We start from the raw sequence: 20,235 nt of genomic DNA, 5'->3' as shown, positions 1-20,235 counted from the left end.
GCCTCGGATGGCAAACTCCAACCGAGGCATTCAGAGATGAACTCATGAAACTGAGATAGCGGAAACCGTCGCAACGACCCTTGAGTTACCACTGAAGAGCCACAAGTGAGTGTTTCAACTAACTGGTTTCTAGCGATAAAACACATTGCACGTCGTAAATTCATACGACTTGCTTTGGATAACTATAATCCGGAAAACTTCAGTTCTGCCCCAACTTTAGCCCAGTGCATACCCTGCGCCGCGTACTGTACGGACAGGATCTTCTCCACCGTGTTGCGTCAAGGCTTTGCGCAAACGTCCAATGTGAACATCAACCGTTCTTGTATCGACGTAAATGTCGCGCCCCCAGACACGATCCAGAAGTTGCTCACGGCTCCAGACCCTGCCCGGCTTTTCCATGAAGGTGCTGAGCAGCCGGAACTCGGTCGGACCGAGTTTCAAAGGTTTGCTGTCGCGGCTCACTTTATGCGTCTCAGAATCCAGAACGATATCATCGAACTCCAGCCGAATGCCAACTGTGGCCGGACGAACCCGGCGAAGCTGTGTTCGAACGCGCGCCATCAATTCGACAACAGAATATGGTTTGACCACATAGTCATCCGCACCGGTTTCCAGACCACGCACCTTGTCGACTTCCTCAGTACGCGCCGACAGCATGATGATTGGAATTGAACGCGTTTCGGGCCGGCTTTTAAGGCGGCGGCAGACTTCGATGCCGCTTAGGTTCGGCATCATCCAATCCAGCACGATGATATCGGGGCAATCTTCATCCACCAGCAACATGGCTTCATCGCCGCTTGCCGCTTTCGAGACACGAAACCCTTCTGCTTCGAGGTTGTAGGCCAGTACTTCGCGTTGGGCCAGTTCATCCTCAACCACCAGAACTGTCGGTTGATCAGCGGACATTTCGGTCGTCTCCTACACGGTTTGCGACGTTGTGTCGGCCTTGGGGCGTGCCTCGGTTGGGCGTTCCCCGGTGACCAGATAGACCACCTGCTCGGCAATCGAAGTGACGTGATCACCCATGCGCTCGATGTTCTTGGCGATGAAATGCAGGTGCATGCAGGACGAGATGTTGCGTGGATCCTCGGCCATAAAGGTCAGGAACTCACGGAACAGCCCATTATACATCTGGTCGACATCTTCATCGCGATTGATGACATCAGTCGCCAGTTCTGCATCGCGTTGAATATAGGCATCCAACGCATCGCGCAGCATACGCTCGACTTCGCGCGCCATGCGGCGCAGGGCTGCGGCACTTCCGTTGATCTCGCCCGCATCGACCAGAACCGTGGTGCGTTTGGCGATGTTCTTGGCATAATCACCGATCCGCTCGAGGTTGCCCGAAACTTTCAGGACAGACAGAACCAACCGCAAATCGCTGGCTGTGGGCGCACGCAGTGCGATCAGGCGCGCGGTTTCTTCGTCGATGACATCTTCCAGCGCATCGATGGCTTTGTCGCCTTGCCGCACTTGCTGCGCCAGTTCCACATCGCGGGTCTCTAACGAGCGCGCGGCGCTCATGATGGCGGCTTCGACAAGGCCGCCCATCTTCATGATATGCGCTTGAATCGCCTCGAGATCGCGATCGAATACGGATGCAATATGTTGTTCGCTCAAATCGGACATTTCTGAATACCTGTGCTCAGCCGATGCGGCCGGTGATGTAGCTTTCCGTGCGCGGATCTACGGGGTTGGTGAAGATCTGGCCGGTTTCCCCGAACTCGACCAGATTTCCCAGATGGAAGAAGGCAGTTTTCTGGCTGACACGTGCGGCCTGCTGCATCGAGTGGGTCACAATCACCACCGAATAGCGCGAGCGCAGTTCGTCAATCAGTTCTTCAACTTGCGCGGTTGCAATCGGGTCCAGAGCTGAGCACGGCTCGTCCATCAGCAGAACTTCCGGTTCAGTTGCAACGGCACGGGCAATGCAAAGGCGCTGTTGTTGCCCTCCCGACAGGCCTGTGCCAGGCGCGTCCAGGCGGTCCTTGACCTCATCCCAGATCGCGCCGCGACGCAGGGATTTTTCAACGATTTCATCCAGTTCTGCCTTGTTCTTTGCAAGGCCGTGAATGCGAGGGCCATAAGCCACGTTATCGTAGATCGATTTTGGGAACGGGTTCGGCTTTTGGAACACCATGCCCACCTTGGCGCGCAGCTGAACCGGGTCAACGCGCTTGTCATAGATGTCTTCGCCATCCAGCAGGATATCGCCTTCGACACGGCAGATGTCGATGGTGTCGTTCATCCGGTTCAGACAGCGCAGAAACGTGGATTTGCCACAGCCCGACGGGCCGATAAAGGCGGTCACGGTCTTGTCTTCAATCGCGACGTCTACGTCTTTGATGGCGTGGGTGTCGCCGTAATAGACCTGAACCTTCTTGGCGTTGATCTTGATGTCTTTGGAGTCCACGGCTCTCTCCACTCGTGTCATGTCGTTCATTATTGCCCCCTCTTACCAGCGGCGTTCAAAGCGGCGGCGCAGGATGATTGCGATGATATTCATGGTCAGCAGGAACATCAAAAGGATGATAATGCCGCCCCAGGCTTTCTCGTAGAACCCAACATCGGCGCGCGCGGCCCAGGTGTAGATCTGCGCAGGCATGGCCGAGTTCGGCTCGGTAAAGCCAGCGACGAAGCCATCGGGATATCCGCGCGCCACAAAGCCCACCATGCCGATCAGAAGCAACGGTGCGGTCTCACCCAACGCTTGAGCCAGACCAATGATTGTGCCGGTCAGAATACCCGGTGCGGCAAGTGGTAGGACATGATGGAACACGGCCTGCATTTTTGAGGCCCCTACCCCCAACGCCGCGTCACGGATCGATGGCGGAACCGCCTTCAGCGAAGCGCGGGTCGAGATGATGATCGTCGGCAAAGTCATTAGTGTCAGTACAAGGCCACCGACCAAAGGGGCCGATTGCGGCAGATGCATGAACTGGATGAACACGGCCAGACCCAGAATACCAAAAACGATCGACGGAACAGCGGCGAGGTTCGAGATGTTCACTTCAATCAGGTCCGTAAACCGGTTCTGCGGTGCGAATTCCTCAAGGTAAATCGAAGCCGCAACACCGATGGGCAATGACAGTGCCAACACCACCAGCATCATGAAGAACGAACCAACAACCGAGGCACCGATGCCCGCCCCTCCGGGGTTGTCCACGCCCGAGTCTGCACCCGTAATGAAGGGCCAATTGAATGCCTGTTTGATGATACCCGCCTCTTTCAGCGCATCGACCAGATCCAGGTCGCTCAGTTGCAGGAAGCGGCTGTCCTGCAAGGTGTCGCGCGAAACGCGGCCCTTGAAGTATCCGTCAACCCGGCTTGAGGCTGCCAGATCGAACTGCACCGGCTCCCCCAGTTTGTCTGGGTTGTCTGCATAAAAGGTGCGGATCGTGCCACCGACTTTACCCAAAAGACGCTCGATTGCGGCCTCATCGAACTCGACAGAGATGCCACTGGCAGCCAGTTGTTCGTTTAGCTCAGCAATAAAGAGATCAGAATAGGCTTTGGTCTTGAACAGAGTGCCTTCCGCTTCGTCGCGTTGTGCCGGCGACAGGGTGAACTCGACGCTCACAACGGTGCGCTGAAAGGCCGGGATGCCCTGCGACAGGATCGAAGCGAACAGAACGATCAGAAAGAAAAGCCCGGTCGCGATTGCGACGATCCCATAGGCACGGAAGCGCTTCTCTGCATTCGCACGCTTCTTTGTCCGCGCATCCGTGGCCATCAACGAAGTTGCGTGGCCGCTCGTGTTCGGGCTGTCCATGCTTGCGTCGGTCATTCGTACTGCTCCCGATACTTACGCACGATGTAGAGGGCAAAAACGTTGAGCCCCAGCGTGAGGATGAAAAGGGTCATGCCAAGGGCAAAGGCGACAAGCGCCTCGGGTGAGGCGAAGTCTGCGTCGCCGGTCAACTGGCTGACGATTTTGGCGGTGACGGTTGTCATCGCTTCAAAAGGATTGAGGCTGAGCCGGGCGGCGGCCCCTGCCCCCAAAACCACAATCATGGTTTCACCAATCGCCCGCGATGCTGCCAGCAGGATCGCACCCACGATACCGGGCAATGCGGCTGGCAGAACAACCTGGCGGATGGTTTCCGATTGCGTTGCACCCAAGCCGTAAGACCCGTCGCGCATCGCCTGAGGTACCGCGTTGATGATGTCGTCAGACAGAGACGAAACGAATGGGATCAGCATGATGCCCATGACAACACCGGCGGTCATCACGGCTGTACCAGCCTTCATCCAGCCCAAACCGTTGTCGCCGAACACGTCAAGCAAAAGCGGACCGACGGTCAACAGGGCAAACAGACCGTAAACGATGGTCGGGATCCCGGCCAGAACCTCAAGCAGCGGCTTGGCGACAGAGCGCACGCGGGATGAGGCGTATTCGCTGAGGTAAATCGCGGCAAACAATCCGATAGGCACAGCCACCAGCAAAGCCACCAGCGAGATATAGAACGTGCCCCACAGCAGAGGGATGATCCCCAGATCCGACGCGCCACCACGGCCCGAGAAGCTGGGCGCCCAGGTTGTCCCAAAGAAGAAGTCAGACGCGGGATAGAGCTTGAAGAACTCCCACGTGTTGAAAACCAGCGACAGAACGATTCCGATAGTCGTTAGAATTGCGATAGAGGCCGCGGCCAAAAGCAGAAAGCGGACCCCATGCTCGACCACGTTGCGGGCACGGTAGTCGGAATGTGTTTGAAACCAGCTGATCGCGGCACCGATCAGAGCGACCAGAATGACCGCACCCGTCATGATCGCGTAACCGGTGGAGTTCATTGTGCGATAGCTTTGTGCAGCTCGCAGAACTGGTTGAGTGATCTCGGACGTCACAACCTGCCCGGCATCTTTCAGGCGCTGCGTCACGTCGGTTACATCCGCGCGTGCGTTGCGGGCCTGATCTTCTGAAAGCAAACCAGCGGCCACAGCGTTGTTCAGCCCGTCCGCCGTGCGGCGAACCTCAGCCATAACAAGGCTCAGCGACGAGCCTTCTTTGACGGAAGTCTCCGGGATCATCTCGGAAACCTGAGAAGACACATAAAGTGGCTGGGCCAACAGCCAAATGATCAGCAGACCGAAGGCGGGTACAATCGCTTTAAGGGCTACATTTGCGCCGTAGTAAGTTGGCAGCGAGTGCAGGTTCCTGCTGTCTCCGCCTGCGCTTTGCAAGGCGCGTGCGCGTCCTGACACATAACCGACTGCGGCGATCGCAAGCACGATCAGAAAGAGCCAAAGTATCGGCATGACACCCCCGTAAGGTCTTGGCTGGGAATTTCGGAAAACACAGTTGGGGGCGGCATAAGCTGCCGCCCCCGGTCATTCAAGCCAAAGGCGGGATTAGCTGCCCGAACCCATGGTGACTTCGTTTGCGATCGCATCCTGGGTCTTGGCCAGCTCAGGATCTGCAACCAGGCCATAGTTGGCCAGCGGGCCGGAACCGCCTGCAATTTCGTCAGCTGTAAAGAACTGTGCGTATTCTTTCAGGCCGGGGATCACGCCGATATGTGCTTTCTTGACGTAGAAGAACAGCGGGCGCGACACAGGGTATTCACCCGAGGCGATGGTCTCGGTCGACGGTGCGATACCGCCCATGGTGGCCACTTTCAGCTTGTCGGTGTTGTTCTCGTAGAACGCCAGACCAAACACGCCGATGCCGTTGGGGTTGGTGTCGATACGTGCCAGAGTTTCGGTGTAGTCGCCGTCGATGTCGACCGACTTACCATCGGTACGGACGTCCAGGCACGCGTCTTCTGCGTCATCTTCGCTCATGCCGCCTGCAACCATGGCTTCCATGGCGCCGGTGGCTTCGCAGCCTTCCAGCAGAACCTTGTCTTCGAACACTTCACGAGTGCCGTGCTTGGTGCCCGGGATGAACATCGCGATTTCAACATCCGGCAGATCGGCGTTGAATTCGGCCCAGCTGTTGAAGCTGTTGTCGACCAGCGCGCCGTCTTTCATGACTTTCGAACCGATGGCGTTGTAGATGTCAGCAGGCTCGAACGCGGTGAAGGCGGGGCCGGATTGCTGGCTGGCAAATACGATGCCGTCATAGCCGATGCGGACTTCCATGATGTCGGTCACGCCGTTTTCAGCACAGGCTTTGATTTCTTTTTCGCGGATGGCACGCGATGCGTTTGCAACGTCGATGGTGTTTTCGCCAACACCCTCACAGAAACGCTTCAGACCGGCCGAAGAGCCACCGGATTCTACAACCGGGGTCGGGAAGTCGGTGTTTTCACCGAACAGTTCAGCAACGATCGAAGCATAAGGCAGAACGGTCGACGAACCGGCAACCTGTACGTTGTCACGGGCAGCAGCAGTGGTTGCCGAGACGGCAGCAATCGCCAGCGCAGAAGCCGACAGTTTGACAAAGGACATTTCAGTCTCCCTGAAAAGGTATGTTTGATCACCCCCATGATGATCCTGCGCGAACCCCTAGGCCGCGTGCGTAAGCCTTTTGTGACAAGTGTGTAACGGTTTTATGACAACCGGCGTTTTGTGGCGCTTTACTTGTCGTAAAGTGACCCGTCTTTGCGAACCAAAGCTGCGCGCAACCCAACCCAATAAGGTGTCACCGTGGCAAAATCACCGTAAAAACAGCGCCTTTACCCAACTCGCTTTCAACACGCAGTCGTCCCCGGTGGCGATTGACGATATGTTTGACGATGGCAAGCCCAAGTCCGGTTCCACCCAACTGTCGGGATCTGTGGCTGTCCGCGCGATAGAATCGCTCGGTCAGTCGGGGCAAGTGAATCGGATCAATACCGGGGCCCCGGTCAATGACCTGTACGCGCACCGACGGGCCCCGCATCGCTGTGTCCCGGTCCATAGACAGAACGCGAACCAGAACATTTCCGCCGCTGCCGCCATATTTTATGCCGTTCTCGATCAGGTTGGTGAAAACCTGACGCAGCTGGTCGCTGTCACCGGTCACTGAAACCGGACCGTCCTGAGCCTCAAGCGTCAGGTTTACGGATGCATCCTCGGCAAGCGGACGAACCGAATTCAGAATGGACTGTAACAGTCCGGTAAGTTCCAGTTGCTCACTGGGTCGCACGCGTTCTTCGCTTTCGACCCGGTTGAGGGACAATAGATCGCCGACCAAACGATTCATCCGGTTCGCTTCATCTGTCATGATCTGGAGAAACCTGTCGCGTGCGCCGGGGTCATCACGCGCCGGTCCGCGCAGGGTTTCGATGAAACCCATCAACGCAGTTAGTGGAGTACGCAGTTCGTGACTGACATTGGCCACGAAATCCCGACGCATTTGGCTGGCGTGTTCCAGATGGGTGATGTCCTGAAACGTGGTCAGGATGGCACCACCAGACACGGCCCCAATCCCGTTCATATAACGGCACTCAACCTCGAATGTCGTGTCCTGCGCACCGTCATTGGACAGGTGTCGTGTTTTTTTTGTGCCTTTAGACAGGAGGCTTTGTTCAATAGCTTCCAAAACCTGTGGTTGCCGCAGGATCGTGGCGAAATGCCGTCCGACAATATTTTGACCAAGCAGGGTCGTTGCATCGGTGTTGGCGGCAATGATCCGTTCTGTCTGATCCACCATCAGCGCAGGCATCGGAATAGCTCGGACAAATTCGTCTAACAGATTGGTGGACATGACTTACATCTCAATTGGCCCGGACGCCTTACGAGACGGGTTTTAAAGTTTTGCGAAACTTGCGCATGTTTTCCTGATAATGCAAAGCACTAAGGGTGATACGCTGCGCCGCCGCCTCGTCCAACTGACGCACGACTTTGCCCGGCGCACCCATGACCAACGAATTATCTGGAATTTCCTTGCCCTCGGTGATCAGGGCCCCTGCCCCAATCAGGCAATTCCGCCCGATTTTGGCGCCGTTCAGAACAATTGCGCCCATGCCGATCAGAGAGTTGTCGCCAATGGTGCAACCATGCAGCATCACCTTGTGCCCGATTGTGCAATTTGCACCGATGGTCAAAGGAAAGCCCGCATCGATATGCATGACGCAGTTTTCCTGAACATTGCTGCCTGCGCCGACACGGATTTCCTCGTGATCGGCGCGGATCGTGCAGCCAAACCAAACCGAGGCCCCCTGTTCCAGCACAACTTTGCCGATCAGGTTGGCATCAGGCGCGACCCATGTGTCCTCGTGAATTTCCGGCGTGTGATCTCCCAAGGCGTAGATGGTCATGACAGGCCCTCGAACTCATTTTGCAATTTGCGCACATGCTGTTGCAGCTTTGGTTGCTGGATACGGCGCATCCGCTCGGCGCTGACAATGGTCTTCAGCTTTTCTTCGGTCGCCTCAAGATCGTCATTGATCAGGACATAGTCGTAGTAGCCCCAGTGGCTGATCTCATCCCAGCTTTTGAGCATCCGCTTGCCAATCACATCGTCGCTGTCCTGACCGCGGGTCTCAAGACGGCGACGCAGTTCGGGGATCGACGGTGGCAGAATAAAGATCGACAGGGCATGTTTGCCGAGGTCAGAGTTTCTGATCTGCACCTCACCTTGCCAATCCACGTCGAACAGAACGTCCTTGCCAGTGTTGATCGAATTGCGCACGGGGTCAGCCGGTGAGCCATAGAAGTTTCCGAAGACATGGGCGTGCTCCAGCATCTGCCCTTCTGCCACCTGTTGCTTGAACTCGTCCTCTGACAAAAAGAAATACTCGCGCCCATGTTCTTCACCAGGGCGTGGTGCGCGGGTCGTGGCCGAAATCGAAAACTCCAGATCCGTATCCCAGGCCATCAGCCGTTTGGCCAATGTGGATTTGCCCGCCCCGGACGGAGATGACAGGATGATTAAAAGGCCGCGGCGATCCGCCATGTCAGTTGTTCCCATACTCATTCTACGTTCTGCACCTGCTCGCGCATTTGATCTATTACCGCCTTAAGCTCAAGCCCAACCGCCGTCAGGTCCGAGCTTTGGGCCTTTGAACACAGTGTATTGGCCTCACGGTTGAACTCCTGCATTAGGAAATCCAGTTTGCGGCCGACGGCACCGTTCTGCCCCAACAAGTCGCGCGCGGCGGCAACATGCGCCGTCAGGCGATCGATCTCTTCTGTGATATCAGCTTTGACAGCGATCATGGCGAGTTCTTGTGCTACGCGCTCGGGGTCAGCGCCCTGAGAATTGCCCAGAACCCGTGCCAGATTTTCCCGTAGGGCTTCTGCCATCTTGTCCTTGCGCTTTTCCGCCAACTCAGCCGCCTTCGCAGTCAGCGTCGCGACCTGATCCAGTTGTGTGTTCAGGACAGTAGTCAATGCGTCGCCTTCAGCTCGGCGCATGTCGAGGAAGGCGCTTACGAGCTTGTCAAATTCAGCAGTAAGATGTGCAACCAATGGGCCTGGATCATCTGCGTCCGAACCTGCATCCAGCATCCCCTTTAAGGCCAACAGGTCTGATGCCCGCGTCGGCGCCAAAGAAATTCCGCGCGACGACGCCATCTGCTCTGTTTGCTCTAGCGCGGTCAGTGCGGCGTTCATGGCGGTTTCATTCAGGGCCAGCTCCGGGGCCGAATCCTCGCGGCTTAGACGCACCGACAGAGTGACATTCCCGCGGCTGAGGGATTTGGACAGTTTTGCCCGCAGCGCGGCTTCTAAACCCGTCAACCAATCCGGCACGCGCAGGCGCATATCAAGGCCCTTGCCGTTGACGCTGCGCAGTTCCCACGTCCAGCTATGTGGCCCGTGCTGCCCCTTTCCCGAGGCAAACCCGGTCATGGATCTGATCATTCCTGCCCTTTCTTGCGGTTCTGCAACCTCAAACATCTGCTGCACCTAATGCTATAGGCCGGTGCAGAGCAAGTATTTGCTGACTTGGCAATTGTTTGGTGCGGGTTAACCATTCGTTAAAGAATTGCTCCAAAATTGAATTAACCTGAGTCAAACTGCCCAAAGCAATGGGTTGCAGGCCGCGGATGCTCCCGATGTGTTGCATTTTAGGAAAATGGCGGCCTTTGGCGTAAGGGTAAGAAGATGAAAACCTTTTTCGGGATTGGTTCCGGGTCAGAATTTGGAAAGATCGTCTCAATGGATCGCTTTGACAATGGGCGCAGCCTTTCGCCGATCCGCCAGGCCGAGGCGTATTGGACCGCGTTGCTGAGCGGTGACAGCGTTCCCATGCGCTCTCAGATCGATCCGCGCGGTTTGGAAAACATCCTGGAATACACGTTTGTACTGGAGCGTATCGCACCCGGTCTTGCCCGGTTTCGTCTGGCCGGAAGCCATTTGAACGCGCTCGCAGGTATGGAGGTGCGGGGCATGCCTTTGACCGCGTTCTTTCAGCCCGACGATCGCGCCGGGGTTAAGGATGTGCTTGAACAGGTGTTCGCTGCGCCCTCTGTTGCAGAGTTGGGATTGATCTCGGGCGGAATAATGGGTCGCGCACGGATGCAGGCCCGGATGATCTTTTTGCCGTTGAAAAGTGATCTTGGCGATGTCAGTCGCGTCTTAGGTGTCATGGTCGCTGACGGGACCATTGGTAAAACACCTAGACGGTTCTCAATCTCGGACACGCGGGTCAAGCCGGTTGCTGATATTCAGGCCCCAAGTCCGGCTGCACCACAACCTGTTCAAGGGTTCGCGGAAGACGAAGGCGAATTCAAACGCCCTGCCAATCACTTGCGATTGGTTGTTTCACGCGACGATTAACGTTTCCCAAAACGAAAAACAGCGGGCCAGAGACCCGCTGCTTCAATTGATTTACAACCGTTTAGCTTGCAGCGCGTTTGCTGCCGTTGCGGCGTAGGTTTGTCAGCTCTTCAGCCACAAGGAAAGCCAGTTCCAGCGACTGCGACGCGTTCAGACGCGGATCGCACGCGGTGTGGTAGCGATCCGAAAGATCCTCTTCGGTCACGGCGCGCACGCCTCCGGTGCATTCGGTCACGTCCAGACCGGTCATCTCGAAATGTACGCCACCGGGGACGGTGCCTTCGGCCTGATGCACGCCAAAGAAGTCACGCACCTCACGCAGAACAGAATCGAACGGACGGGTTTTGTAACCCGTTGCCGATTTGATCGTGTTGCCGTGCATCGGATCGCAGACCCAGGTGACCTTGGCCCCTTCTTCCTTCACGGCCTTGACCAGACGCGGCAGGTGCTCACCTGCTTTACCCGCACCAAAGCGCGCGATCAGGGTCAGGCGACCCTCTTCGTTTTCGGGGTTCAGTTTGGACATCAGAACTTTGAGGTCTTCGGCAGTCGTTGTCGGGCCACACTTCAGACCGATTGGGTTCAGAACGCCACGGCAGAATTCCACATGAGCACCGTCCGGCTGACGCGTGCGGTCGCCGATCCAGATCATGTGGCCAGACCCTGCCAACCAGTTGCCCGATGTCGAATCCAGACGCGTCAGTGCTTCTTCGTACTCAAGCAGCAGCCCTTCGTGACTGGTGTAGAATTCGACAGTCGAAAACTCATGCGTGGTGTCCGCCGTGATCCCGGCCGCTTCCATGAAATCGATGGTGTCCTGAATACGATCCGCGATCTCGGAATATTTCTGGACATCCTGTTCATCGGTGAACCCAAGGGTCCAAGAATGAACCATGCTCATGTCCGCGAAACCACCGGTCGAGAAGGCCCGCAACAGGTTCAGAGTGGCCGCGGCCTGGGTGTAGGCCTGCAGCATCTTCTGAGGATTCGGAATCCGCGCTTCGGGCGTGAAGGCCAACTCGTTGATGATATCACCACGATAGCTGGGCAGTTCCACACCATCCACCACCTCGGTTGGTGCACTGCGCGGCTTGGCAAACTGCCCCGCCATACGGCCGACTTTGACCACCGGCACTTTTGCACCGTAGGTCAGAACCATTGCCATCTGCAGCATCACCTTAAAGGTGTCACGGATCGCGTCCGCGCTGAATTGTTCAAAGCTTTCAGCACAATCCCCGCCTTGCAGCAGGAAGGCCTCGCCGCGACCGGCGGCACCCAGATGTTGTTTGAGACGCCGCGCCTCACCGGCAAAGACCAGCGGGGGATACTGTGAAAGCTGGGCCTCGACTTTGGCCAGAGCGGCCGCGTCGGTATAGTCTGGCATTTGAACCCGGGGCTTGTTGCGCCAGTTCGTTTTTTGCCATTCGGTCATAGCTTTGATCTCCGCTGAAGTGTTCAGGTGGCCTCTATACAAAAAGCTTTGAAGAGTGACCATATCCCATTTGCGCCTCTTGACGGCGCAAACAAGCTTTGATCATGGTGAATTCTAAATATGTCGCTGGATACGGTCGTATTCAGCGCCGAAGTAAGGACAACCCGCCATGCAAGTGCAACGCCAGGCAGTCACAGTGGAAGACGCTGAGGCCATCCCGCGCCATTATGTTTTTGTTCTTCTGGACAAGTTCTCGTTGCTGTCTTTTGCCTCGGCCCTTGATAGTTTGCGGATCGCAAACCGTATGGCGAACCAGGAATTGTATACTTGGACACTGTCGGGCGAAGGCGGTGACAGCGTGACATGCTCTGCCGGAACCGAGTTCAAGCTGGATACGGATCTGGAAGAACTGCAACGCGATGATGTGGTACTGATCTGCGGCGGCGTAGACGTTCAGACAGCAACCACCAAACGCGTTCTGAACTGGCTTCGGCGCGAAGCGCGCCGAGGGCTGCGAATCGGCGGCTTATGCACTGCAGCCTACACGCTGGCCAAAGCCGGTTTGCTCGACAACAAGAAGGCAACGATTCATTGGGAAAACTCGGACAGCTTTGTCGAAGAGTTTGACGAAGTCGAGCTGACGAAATCGGTGTTCCAGATTGACGGTAGCCGCATGACAACGGCGGGCGGAACATCTTCGATCGATTTGATGCTGAAACTGATTGCGGATGATTTTGGGGAAGATTTGGCAAATGCGGTGGCGGACCAGATGATCTATTCGTCGATCCGGACGGATCAGGACACGCAGCGCCTTTCGACACCGACCCGGATTGGTGTGCGCCATCCCAAACTCAGCCAGGTTATCCTGATGATGGAAAAGAATATCGAAGAACCGATTTCACCTTCGATTCTGGCCAAGGATGTCGGAATGTCGACCAGACAGCTGGAGCGTCTTTTCCGCCGTTACCTTAGCCGTTCGCCAAAGCGCTATTATATGGAGCTTCGACTGCACAAAGCGCGGAACCTTTTGATGCAGACGGATATGAGTGTGATCAACGTGGCACTTGCCTGCGGGTTTGCCTCGCCCAGCCATTTCTCAAAGTGTTACCGGGCGCACTACAATACCACCCCCTACCGTGAGCGTGGTGCGCAAAGCGGTCGGTTGTCTGTTTGACCCTATGGTGCCATTCGGTACACGGCACCCTGCCCAACCGAAATGAACCAGATCGATCCGTCAGGGGCCTCGACAACGTCGCGCACACGCTCGGTCTCGGGGCCCTTGATCTGCTCGACTTCGCGAAGCGGATCGCCTGCAAGTCGGGCGATATAGTCAAACTTCAACGACCCAACAAAAATGTCACCCTTCCACTGTGGCCAGAGTTTACCGGAATAGACCAGCAGACCAGAGGGTGCGATGGATGGGTCCCAAAACAGTTCTGGCTGTTCCAATCCAGCTTTCGCGGTGCCCTCGCCAATCTTCTTACCGGAATAATGTGTGCCGTAGGAAATGACGGGCCACCCATAGTTTAGACCTGCGCGCGGTTGGTTGACTTCATCCCCTCCACGGGCACCATGTTCCGAAATCCATAGCCGCCCCCGCGCGTCCAGCGCGGCCCCCTGAGGGTTGCGATGCCCAAAAGACCAGATTTCGGGTTTGAGGTTCGATTGCCCGACGAATGGGTTGTCCGCTGGGATGGACCCATTCCGATTGATCCGAATGACCGAACCCATCGGAGTGGACCTGTCCTGCGCGCTGTCTGGCTGTCCACGATCACCGATCGTGACAAACAACGTTCCGTCTCGTGCCTCAACAACGCGGCTGCCAAAATGCCGCCCGCCTGATCCGCCGGGCGTGGCCTCGTAGATCACGCGCACATTTGTCAGGCGTTTTCCGTTTTCGGACAAGCGAGCCACTGCGACCGCAGTTCCAGCCCCTTGGTTTTGAGGTTTAGAGAAAGTCAGAAAGACCTCACGACTTTGCGCGAAATCGCGGGGTATCGTCACGTCCAGCAAACCGCCCTGCCCGGCGGCCGCAACTTTGGGAACGCCGCGCACTTTGTTGACCTCGCCATTCTGAACAAACAGCATATCGCCGTCCCGCTCGGTTACCAGGAACGTCCCGTCCGGCAGGATGCCCACCGCCCACGGCGTATCCAGCCCACCAACCATTTTAGCCACTTCAATGTTCCCGGCGGAAGTCGGCAGGGTCTGTGCCGCGGCTGAAATAGCGTTGAACGAGAGAAACAGAATCATGAAGACGCGAAGCATGCTGGTCCCTTTCGGTAACGGCCACAGAAGAATTTCTAGCAAAACAGTTAGTTTCCCGATCAGCAAAAACACGTTTGCGTTAGGACTTTTCTTTTCCGGGCAGCTTGCCTAGGGTCAGGGCCAGAACAAAGTTGTTCATAACAGGGAGTAACCGTATGAAAAAGCTGCTTACTGCAACTGCAGCAACTGCACTTCTGGCCGGCGCGGCCATGGCAGACGATGTGAAACTGGGTATTCTGATTGGCTTTACCGGCCCGATTGAATCGCTCGCTCCGGCAATGGGGTCCGGCGCCGAAATGGCAATCGCCGAAGTCAACGAGTCAGGCAAGTTCATGGATGGCGCTACCGTCACCGGTATGCGTGCCGACACGGGTTGTATCGATAACGGCCTTTCCACCTCGAACGGTGAACGCATGATCGCGGATGGTGTAGCCGGTATCATTGGCGGCGATTGCTCGGGTGTAACTGGTGCGATCCTGCAGAACGTGGCCATTCCGAATGGCATGGTCATGATCTCGCCGTCGGCGACATCTCCGGGCCTGTCGACCATGGAAGACAATGGTCTGTTCTTCCGCACCGCTCCGTCGGATGCACGTGAAGGTCAGGTGATGGCTGACATTCTCAAGGATCGCGGCATCAATTCGATTGCCCTGACCTACACCAACAACGACTACGGCAAAGGTCTGGCAGACGCGATTCAGGCGTCGTTCGAGGCCGCCGGAGGCGAAGTGACCATCGTGGCCGCGCATGAAGACGGCAAGGCAGACTATTCTGCTGAAGTCGGCGCGCTGGCCTCTGCTGGTGGCGACATTCTTGTTGTTGCTGGCTACCTCGACCAGGGTGGTCTGGGCATCATCCAATCCTCGCTGGACAGCGGTGCGTTTGACACGTTTGGTCTGCCCGGCGGCATGATCGGTGACTCGCTGCCTGCAAATGTCGGCCCTGATCTGAACGGCTCGTTTGGTCAGATCGCCGGGTCCGGTGGTGAAGGTGCCGAAAAGTACTTTGCCTTGGCCGAAGCTGCCGGTTTTGACGGCTCTTCGCCGTATTCGCCGGAATCCTATGACGCTGCTGCGCTGTTCATGTTCGCCATGCAGGCTGCGGGCTCGACCAATCCGGCCGACTACGCAAGCAAGGTCATGGAAGTGGCAAACGAACCAGGTGAAAAGATTTATCCGGGTGAACTGGCCAAGGGGCTGGAGCTTTTGGCCAACGGTCAGGACATCGACTATGTCGGCGCGTCTGGCGTTGAGCTGATCGGCCCCGGTGAAAGCGCCGGTTCCTATCGCGAGATCGAAGTGACCGACGGCGAAAACAAGACCGTAAACTTCCGTTGATCAAACGTAAAATACCATAAAAACAAGCAGCCCGGGCCTTGTGTCCGGGCTGTTTCAATGACAAAAGGCTGCACCTCGCGACGCGAGGCAAAGGCAAGGGGATAACATGATCGTCGTCGAAGACGTGCACAAGCATTTCGGCGGATTTCACGCGGTGGACGGGGCATCGCTGGAAATCCAAAAAGGGTCGATCACCGGCCTGATCGGGCCGAACGGTGCAGGAAAAACCACTCTGTTCAATGTGATCGCGGGCGTTCTGCCACCGACCAGCGGCAAGGTGTTCATGGATGGTGAGGATATCACCGGCCTGCCCCCGCATGAGCTGTTTCACAAGGGATTGCTGCGCACCTTCCAGATCGCGCACGAATTTTCCTCGATGAGCTGCCGTGAAAACCTGATGATGGTGCCCGGTGCGCAATCGGGTGAATCGCTGTGGAACACCTGGTTTGGCCGCAAGCGCATCGCGGATGAAGAACGCGCGCTGCGGGCCAAGGCCGATGAGGTGCTAGAGTTTCTGACCATCGAACACCTGGCCGACCACAAGGCAGGTCAGGTCTCGGGCGGGCAGAAAAAGCTGCTGGAACTTGGCCGCACCATGATGGTCGACGCCAAGATCGTGTTTCTGGACGAGGTTGGCGCAGGCGTGAACCGCACCCTGCTGATGACCATCGCCGACACCATCCTGCGCCTGAACAAGGAACGCGGCTACACCTTCGTGGTTATCGAGCACGACATGGATTTCATCGGCAAAATCTGTGACCCGGTCATCTGTATGGCCGAGGGAAAGGTTCTGGCCGAGGGCACTCTGGACGAGATCAAGGCAAATGAGCACGTGATCGAGGCTTATCTGGGCACCGGCCTGAAGAACAAAGACAAGCTGGAGGCAGGCGCGTGAGCGACAATCCTTACCAGGACGATAAAGGGAACAAGGACGCCTCGATCACCAACACGCACGGTGTTGGCACGATGACGCCTGCGCATCCCAAAAGTGGTGAAGCGCAATACGTTGGTGGCGGCGGCCCCTTCCTGATTGGCGACACGATGACCGGCGGCTATGGCAAGGGGCCGGACATCCTGCATGACTGCACCATTGCGGTCGACAAGGGTGAGATCGCGGTGATCGTTGGCCCCAACGGCGCGGGCAAGTCCACGGCGATGAAAGCCGTGTTCGGCATGCTGGACGTGCGTGCCGGGTCGGTTCGGCTGGATGGCGAAGACATCACCAAGCTGTCACCGCAAGACCGCGTGATCAAAGGCATGGGCTTTGTGCCACAGACCTCGAACATCTTCACGTCCATGACGGTGGAAGAGAACCTTGAAATGGGGGCCTTCATCCGCCGTGACGACATCACCGAGACGATGGAGCAGGTCTATGACCTTTTCCCAATCCTGCGCGACAAGCGCAATCAGGCCGCTGGAGAGCTGTCAGGCGGTCAACGCCAACAGGTCGCCGTAGGCCGCGCGCTGATGACTCAGCCCAAGGTTCTGATGCTGGACGAACCCACTGCCGGTGTCTCTCCCATTGTGATGGATGAGCTGTTTGATCGGATCATCGAGGTTTCCCGCACCGGATTGCCGATCCTGATGGTCGAACAGAACGCCCGCCAGGCGCTGGAGATCGCGGACAAGGGATATGTGCTGGTTCAGGGGCGGAATGCGTATAGCGGCACGGGCAAAGAACTGCTGGCCGATCCCGAGGTTCGTAAGAGTTTCTTGGGGGGGTGAGGATGCGATCAATTTACCCAATTGCACTCGCTACCGTTACAGCCAGCCCTGTATTCGCATTCGAAGAAGCAATTGACTATGCACTCACGCTGGACTGTCGAAGCGTTTCGGTATGCGAAATCGACGGTGAATGTAAAAGTATGGCGCGCGCGCTTCAGTTTCTCTTGGTCAGACATGATGGCAATGAAGGTGCCTATTTGGGTCATTCGCCCGCCGAGAATGGCTACTATACAAAAATCCAGCTGCTCGACGAAGGCTTTCACGGGAAACCCAACCACGACTTTTCGACATCAGTACCCGATGATCACGCAGTCGACTTTCGAGGCGGTGACGAGTTCGAACTCGAAAGCGGCGTGCTGTTTCTAGCCTACGTTCCACGCGGATACGAATGGATCGAGCGGAACTTCAAAAATACCAGTCTCTCCGAATTTCTCATAGAGTTTCAGGGGTGTGAAAACAAATAATGGACTTCCTCAACGCCCTTGTGGCGCTCTCCAACTTCGTCCTTGTTCCCGCAATCGCCTATGGCAGCCAGTTGGCGCTGGGGGCTTTGGGGGTGACACTGATCTACGGCATCTTGCGGTTTTCGAACTTTGCCCACGGCGATACGATGGCTTTTGGCGCAATGATTGCTGTTCTGGTCACGTGGGGCTTACAAGCCGCCGGGGTCAGTTTCGGCCCGCTGCCAACTGCTCTGCTCGCCCTGCCCTTTGCCATACTGGGCTGTATCGTTCTGGTGCTGATCACTGACCGGCTGGTTTACAGGTTCTACCGGGAACAAAAGGCCAAACCGGTGATCCTCGTGATCGTCTCGATGGGCGTGATGTTCATCATGAACGGCATCGTGCGCTTTATCATCGGGCCTGATGACCAGAGGTTCTCGGACGGTGCACGGTTCATTATCTCGGCGCGCGATTTCAAGGCACTGACCGGATTGCGCGAGGGATTGGCGATCAAAACCTCTCAGGGCATCACCGTGATCGTGGCCGTTGTCGCCGTAGCGTTGCTGTTCTGGTTCCTCAACAAAACCCGCACCGGCAAGTCCATGCGTGCTTATTCGGATAATGAAGATCTAGCGCTGCTGTCCGGCATCAACCCCGAGCGTGTGGTGATGATCACATGGATCATCGTCGCCGCACTGGCGACCACGGCTGGGGTTCTTTACGGTCTCGACAAGAGCTTTAAGCCCTTCGTCTATTTCCAGCTTCTGCTGCCTATCTTTGCGTCGGCCATTGTGGGCGGGCTTGGCAATCCGCTGGGTGCCATCGCAGGCGGGTTCATCATCGCGTTTTCCGAGGTGACCATAACCTATGCGTGGAAAAAGGTGCTGACCTATCTGGCTCCAGAAAGTCTGGAACCCTCAGGCTTGGTCCAGTTCCTGTCCACCGACTACAAATTCGCCGTCAGCTTCGTGATCCTGCTGATCGTGCTTCTGTTTAAGCCCACGGGCCTGTTCAAGGGGAAAGCGGTATGACCGAGTCTGTCAAAAACACGCTGCTTTTTGCTGTTGTCGCCGGGCTGATCCTGCTGACGGGTTTCACCCAAAGCTGGAACACTGCAATCCTGATCCTGAACATGGGGCTGATCTCGGCCATCATGGCGATTGGGGTCAACCTGCAATGGGGCTTTGCGGGCCTGTTTAATGTGGGTGTGATGGGCTTTGTCGCGCTCGGCGGTCTGGCCGTGGTTCTGGTATCAACACCGCCCACCCCAGGGGCCTGGAGTGCTGGCGGCTACGGGATTGTATTGTCCTTGCTGTTGGGGGCCGCGACCGTTGTGGCTGCTGTTCTGGTGGCAACCAAGATGCCGAAAGGTCGGGCACAGACCCTGACCATCATCGCAGTTCTGGTTGTTGGGTTCTTCATTTACCGCGCTGTGTTCGACCCTAATGTTGCTGCTGTTGAAGCCATCGATCCAGCAATTGCAGGTAATATCGGCGGTCTGAACCTTCCGGTTCTGCTGGCCTGGCCCGCCGGTGGATTGCTTGCGGCGGGCGCTGCCTGGCTGATCGGTAAAACGGCTTTGGGTCTGCGGTCGGATTATCTGGCGATTGCCACGCTGGGTATTGCCGAGATCATCATCGCCGTCATGAAGAACGAAGACTGGCTGGCCCGGGGCGTTAAAAATGTCTACGGCATTCCGCGCCCGTCCCCTGTTGTCGGTTACGAAGTTGAACTGCAACAAGATCCGGCGTTTCTGGCGCGCGCGGAATGGTTCGGGCTTGATCCGGTCACGGCCTCTACTCTTTCGGTCAAACTTGGTTATTCGCTGCTGTTCCTGATCGTCCTGCTGGCGCTGTTGTGGATGGCCCAGATGGCATTGAAAAGCCCTTGGGGCCGTATGATGCGCGCGATCCGCGACAATGAGGTCGCGGCCGAGGCGATGGGCAAGGACGTGACCCGCCGCCACTTGCAGATCTTTGTCCTGGGGTCGGCCATCTGCGGGATCGCAGGGGCTATGATGACCACGCTGGACGGTCAGCTGACACCAAGCGCCTACCAGCCCCTACGTTTTACCTTTCTGGTCTGGGTGATGGTAATCGTTGGCGGCTCGGGGAACAATTTCGGGGCTGTTCTTGGGGCATTTCTGATCTGGTTCCTGTGGGTTCAGGTGGAACCAATTGGCCTGTGGCTGATGAACCTGATCACATCGGGTATGCCGGACGGCAGTTGGCTGAAAGCGCATCTGATCGAAAGCGCGGCCCATATGCGCCTGTTCACAATGGGTCTTATTCTGTTGATTGTTCTCAGATTTAGCCCAAGGGGTCTGATACCCGAGAAATAGGATCAAACGATAACCAATTCGTGAAACCGCGCCTTCATGGGG

At 56.7% G+C, this 20,235-nt stretch carries 20 protein-coding genes; 8 read left to right on the top strand and 12 right to left on the bottom strand.

Annotation, left to right across the window (positions count from 1 at the left end):
* Positions 1–216: 216 nt before the first annotated feature.
* The 10 genes from phoB to ACR0EV_RS04670 all read right to left on the bottom strand — a co-directional run bounded on the left by phoB (position 217) and on the right by ACR0EV_RS04670 (position 9,729).
* Positions 217–906 (bottom strand): phosphate regulon transcriptional regulator PhoB, encoded by a 690-nt coding sequence (gene phoB, locus ACR0EV_RS04715; protein ID WP_171090046.1) that lies wholly within the window; start codon positions 904–906, stop codon positions 217–219.
* Positions 907–918: 12 nt separating this feature from the next.
* Positions 919–1,620, bottom strand: coding sequence for a phosphate signaling complex protein PhoU (gene phoU / locus ACR0EV_RS04710; protein WP_480799013.1), 702 nt, complete (start codon positions 1,618–1,620; stop codon positions 919–921).
* A 25-nt stretch (positions 1,621–1,645) separates the two neighbouring features.
* Positions 1,646–2,443, bottom strand: a complete 798-nt coding sequence (pstB, locus tag ACR0EV_RS04705) for a phosphate ABC transporter ATP-binding protein PstB (RefSeq protein ID WP_171090042.1) — start codon at positions 2,441–2,443, stop codon at positions 1,646–1,648.
* Between the two features lie 12 nt (positions 2,444–2,455).
* Complete coding sequence (pstA, locus tag ACR0EV_RS04700) at positions 2,456–3,787, bottom strand: phosphate ABC transporter permease PstA (protein ID WP_480798994.1); 1,332 nt, start codon at positions 3,785–3,787, stop codon at positions 2,456–2,458.
* On the bottom strand, positions 3,784–5,256 hold the full coding sequence (gene pstC / locus ACR0EV_RS04695; RefSeq protein WP_480798993.1) for a phosphate ABC transporter permease subunit PstC: 1,473 nt from the start codon (positions 5,254–5,256) through the stop codon (positions 3,784–3,786). The genes pstA and pstC overlap by 4 nt, the downstream gene beginning before the upstream one ends.
* Before the next feature lie 93 nt (positions 5,257–5,349).
* Entirely contained in the window at positions 5,350–6,390 is a 1,041-nt protein-coding gene (locus ACR0EV_RS04690) for a substrate-binding domain-containing protein (protein ID WP_480798992.1), read from the bottom strand.
* 193 nt (positions 6,391–6,583) lie between these two features.
* On the bottom strand, positions 6,584–7,630 hold the full coding sequence (locus ACR0EV_RS04685) for a sensor histidine kinase (RefSeq protein ID WP_480798991.1): 1,047 nt from the start codon (positions 7,628–7,630) through the stop codon (positions 6,584–6,586).
* A 28-nt stretch (positions 7,631–7,658) separates the two neighbouring features.
* Positions 7,659–8,183: a gamma carbonic anhydrase family protein gene (locus ACR0EV_RS04680; RefSeq protein WP_171183206.1), complete on the bottom strand. Its 525-nt coding sequence runs from the start codon at positions 8,181–8,183 to the stop codon at positions 7,659–7,661.
* A complete protein-coding gene (gene gmk / locus ACR0EV_RS04675) occupies positions 8,180–8,821 on the bottom strand; it encodes a guanylate kinase (RefSeq protein ID WP_480798990.1) in 642 nt (213 codons plus the stop codon). Before gmk ends, ACR0EV_RS04680 begins: the two co-directional genes overlap by 4 nt.
* 17 nt (positions 8,822–8,838) lie before the next feature.
* Positions 8,839–9,729 carry a YicC/YloC family endoribonuclease gene (locus ACR0EV_RS04670; protein ID WP_480798989.1) on the bottom strand — a complete coding sequence of 297 codons (891 nt, stop codon included), beginning with the start codon at positions 9,727–9,729 and terminating at the stop codon, positions 8,839–8,841.
* A 243-nt stretch (positions 9,730–9,972) separates the two neighbouring features.
* On the opposite strand from ACR0EV_RS04670, the gene ACR0EV_RS04665 reads away from it, so the two are divergent.
* The gene (locus tag ACR0EV_RS04665; protein WP_480798988.1) at positions 9,973–10,647 is read left to right on the top strand and encodes a PAS domain-containing protein; all 675 of its coding nucleotides are present in this window, start codon (positions 9,973–9,975) and stop codon (positions 10,645–10,647) included.
* Positions 10,648–10,708: 61 nt separating this feature from the next.
* On the opposite strand, the gene ACR0EV_RS04660 is transcribed toward ACR0EV_RS04665, so the two are convergent.
* Positions 10,709–12,079, bottom strand: coding sequence for a class II 3-deoxy-7-phosphoheptulonate synthase (locus ACR0EV_RS04660; RefSeq protein ID WP_480798987.1), 1,371 nt, complete (start codon positions 12,077–12,079; stop codon positions 10,709–10,711).
* Between the two features lie 169 nt (positions 12,080–12,248).
* Between ACR0EV_RS04660 and ACR0EV_RS04655 the strand changes: the two genes are divergently transcribed.
* Entirely contained in the window at positions 12,249–13,253 is a 1,005-nt protein-coding gene (locus tag ACR0EV_RS04655) for a GlxA family transcriptional regulator (RefSeq protein ID WP_480798986.1), read from the top strand.
* A gap of 2 nt (positions 13,254–13,255) precedes the next feature.
* Here ACR0EV_RS04655 and ACR0EV_RS04650 read toward each other — a convergent pair whose 3' ends face one another.
* On the bottom strand, positions 13,256–14,347 hold the full coding sequence (locus tag ACR0EV_RS04650; protein WP_480798985.1) for a PQQ-dependent sugar dehydrogenase: 1,092 nt from the start codon (positions 14,345–14,347) through the stop codon (positions 13,256–13,258).
* 155 nt (positions 14,348–14,502) lie between these two features.
* Here ACR0EV_RS04650 and ACR0EV_RS04645 point away from each other — a divergent pair, with 155 nt between their 5' ends.
* The 6 genes from ACR0EV_RS04645 to ACR0EV_RS04620 all read left to right on the top strand — a co-directional run bounded on the left by ACR0EV_RS04645 (position 14,503) and on the right by ACR0EV_RS04620 (position 20,193).
* Positions 14,503–15,684, top strand: a complete 1,182-nt coding sequence (locus ACR0EV_RS04645; RefSeq protein ID WP_480798984.1) for an ABC transporter substrate-binding protein — start codon at positions 14,503–14,505, stop codon at positions 15,682–15,684.
* 106 nt (positions 15,685–15,790) lie between these two features.
* Complete coding sequence (locus ACR0EV_RS04640; protein WP_171174031.1) at positions 15,791–16,579, top strand: ABC transporter ATP-binding protein; 789 nt, start codon at positions 15,791–15,793, stop codon at positions 16,577–16,579.
* Positions 16,576–17,409 (top strand): ABC transporter ATP-binding protein, encoded by an 834-nt coding sequence (locus ACR0EV_RS04635; protein ID WP_480798983.1) that lies wholly within the window; start codon positions 16,576–16,578, stop codon positions 17,407–17,409. The genes ACR0EV_RS04640 and ACR0EV_RS04635 overlap by 4 nt, the downstream gene beginning before the upstream one ends.
* Positions 17,410–17,411: 2 nt before the next feature.
* Complete coding sequence (locus tag ACR0EV_RS04630) at positions 17,412–17,873, top strand: hypothetical protein (RefSeq protein WP_480798982.1); 462 nt, start codon at positions 17,412–17,414, stop codon at positions 17,871–17,873.
* On the top strand, positions 17,873–18,883 hold the full coding sequence (locus ACR0EV_RS04625) for a branched-chain amino acid ABC transporter permease (protein WP_171668223.1): 1,011 nt from the start codon (positions 17,873–17,875) through the stop codon (positions 18,881–18,883). Before ACR0EV_RS04630 ends, ACR0EV_RS04625 begins: the two co-directional genes overlap by 1 nt.
* Positions 18,880–20,193 carry a branched-chain amino acid ABC transporter permease gene (locus ACR0EV_RS04620; RefSeq protein ID WP_480798981.1) on the top strand — a complete coding sequence of 438 codons (1,314 nt, stop codon included), beginning with the start codon at positions 18,880–18,882 and terminating at the stop codon, positions 20,191–20,193. The genes ACR0EV_RS04625 and ACR0EV_RS04620 overlap by 4 nt, the downstream gene beginning before the upstream one ends.
* Positions 20,194–20,235: the final 42 nt, after the last annotated feature.

The organism is Ruegeria sp. CF8, assembly GCF_056537285.1.
Note: the sequence above shows the minus strand (reverse complement) of the source record. Positions and strands in the feature narration are given on the sequence as shown.

Excerpts from the sequence above, each read along its gene's own strand:
- phoB (WP_171090046.1), bottom strand. The coding sequence starts at position 906 with ATGTCCGCTGATCAACCGACAGTTCTGGTGGTTGAGGATGAACTGGCC.
- pstB (WP_171090042.1), bottom strand. The coding sequence starts at position 2,443 with ATGAACGACATGACACGAGTGGAGAGAGCCGTGGACTCCAAAGACATC.
- pstA (WP_480798994.1), bottom strand. The coding sequence starts at position 3,787 with ATGACCGACGCAAGCATGGACAGCCCGAACACGAGCGGCCACGCAACT.
- pstC (WP_480798993.1), bottom strand. The coding sequence starts at position 5,256 with ATGCCGATACTTTGGCTCTTTCTGATCGTGCTTGCGATCGCCGCAGTC.
- ACR0EV_RS04690 (WP_480798992.1), bottom strand. The coding sequence starts at position 6,390 with ATGTCCTTTGTCAAACTGTCGGCTTCTGCGCTGGCGATTGCTGCCGTC.
- ACR0EV_RS04685 (WP_480798991.1), bottom strand. The coding sequence starts at position 7,630 with ATGTCCACCAATCTGTTAGACGAATTTGTCCGAGCTATTCCGATGCCT.
- ACR0EV_RS04680 (WP_171183206.1), bottom strand. The coding sequence starts at position 8,183 with ATGACCATCTACGCCTTGGGAGATCACACGCCGGAAATTCACGAGGAC.
- gmk (WP_480798990.1), bottom strand. The coding sequence starts at position 8,821 with ATGGCGGATCGCCGCGGCCTTTTAATCATCCTGTCATCTCCGTCCGGG.
- ACR0EV_RS04670 (WP_480798989.1), bottom strand. The coding sequence starts at position 9,729 with ATGATCAGATCCATGACCGGGTTTGCCTCGGGAAAGGGGCAGCACGGG.
- ACR0EV_RS04665 (WP_480798988.1), top strand. The coding sequence starts at position 9,973 with ATGAAAACCTTTTTCGGGATTGGTTCCGGGTCAGAATTTGGAAAGATC.
- ACR0EV_RS04660 (WP_480798987.1), bottom strand. The coding sequence starts at position 12,079 with ATGACCGAATGGCAAAAAACGAACTGGCGCAACAAGCCCCGGGTTCAA.
- ACR0EV_RS04655 (WP_480798986.1), top strand. The coding sequence starts at position 12,249 with ATGCAAGTGCAACGCCAGGCAGTCACAGTGGAAGACGCTGAGGCCATC.
- ACR0EV_RS04650 (WP_480798985.1), bottom strand. The coding sequence starts at position 14,347 with ATGCTTCGCGTCTTCATGATTCTGTTTCTCTCGTTCAACGCTATTTCA.
- ACR0EV_RS04645 (WP_480798984.1), top strand. The coding sequence starts at position 14,503 with ATGAAAAAGCTGCTTACTGCAACTGCAGCAACTGCACTTCTGGCCGGC.
- ACR0EV_RS04640 (WP_171174031.1), top strand. The coding sequence starts at position 15,791 with ATGATCGTCGTCGAAGACGTGCACAAGCATTTCGGCGGATTTCACGCG.
- ACR0EV_RS04630 (WP_480798982.1), top strand. The coding sequence starts at position 17,412 with ATGCGATCAATTTACCCAATTGCACTCGCTACCGTTACAGCCAGCCCT.
- ACR0EV_RS04625 (WP_171668223.1), top strand. The coding sequence starts at position 17,873 with ATGGACTTCCTCAACGCCCTTGTGGCGCTCTCCAACTTCGTCCTTGTT.
- ACR0EV_RS04620 (WP_480798981.1), top strand. The coding sequence starts at position 18,880 with ATGACCGAGTCTGTCAAAAACACGCTGCTTTTTGCTGTTGTCGCCGGG.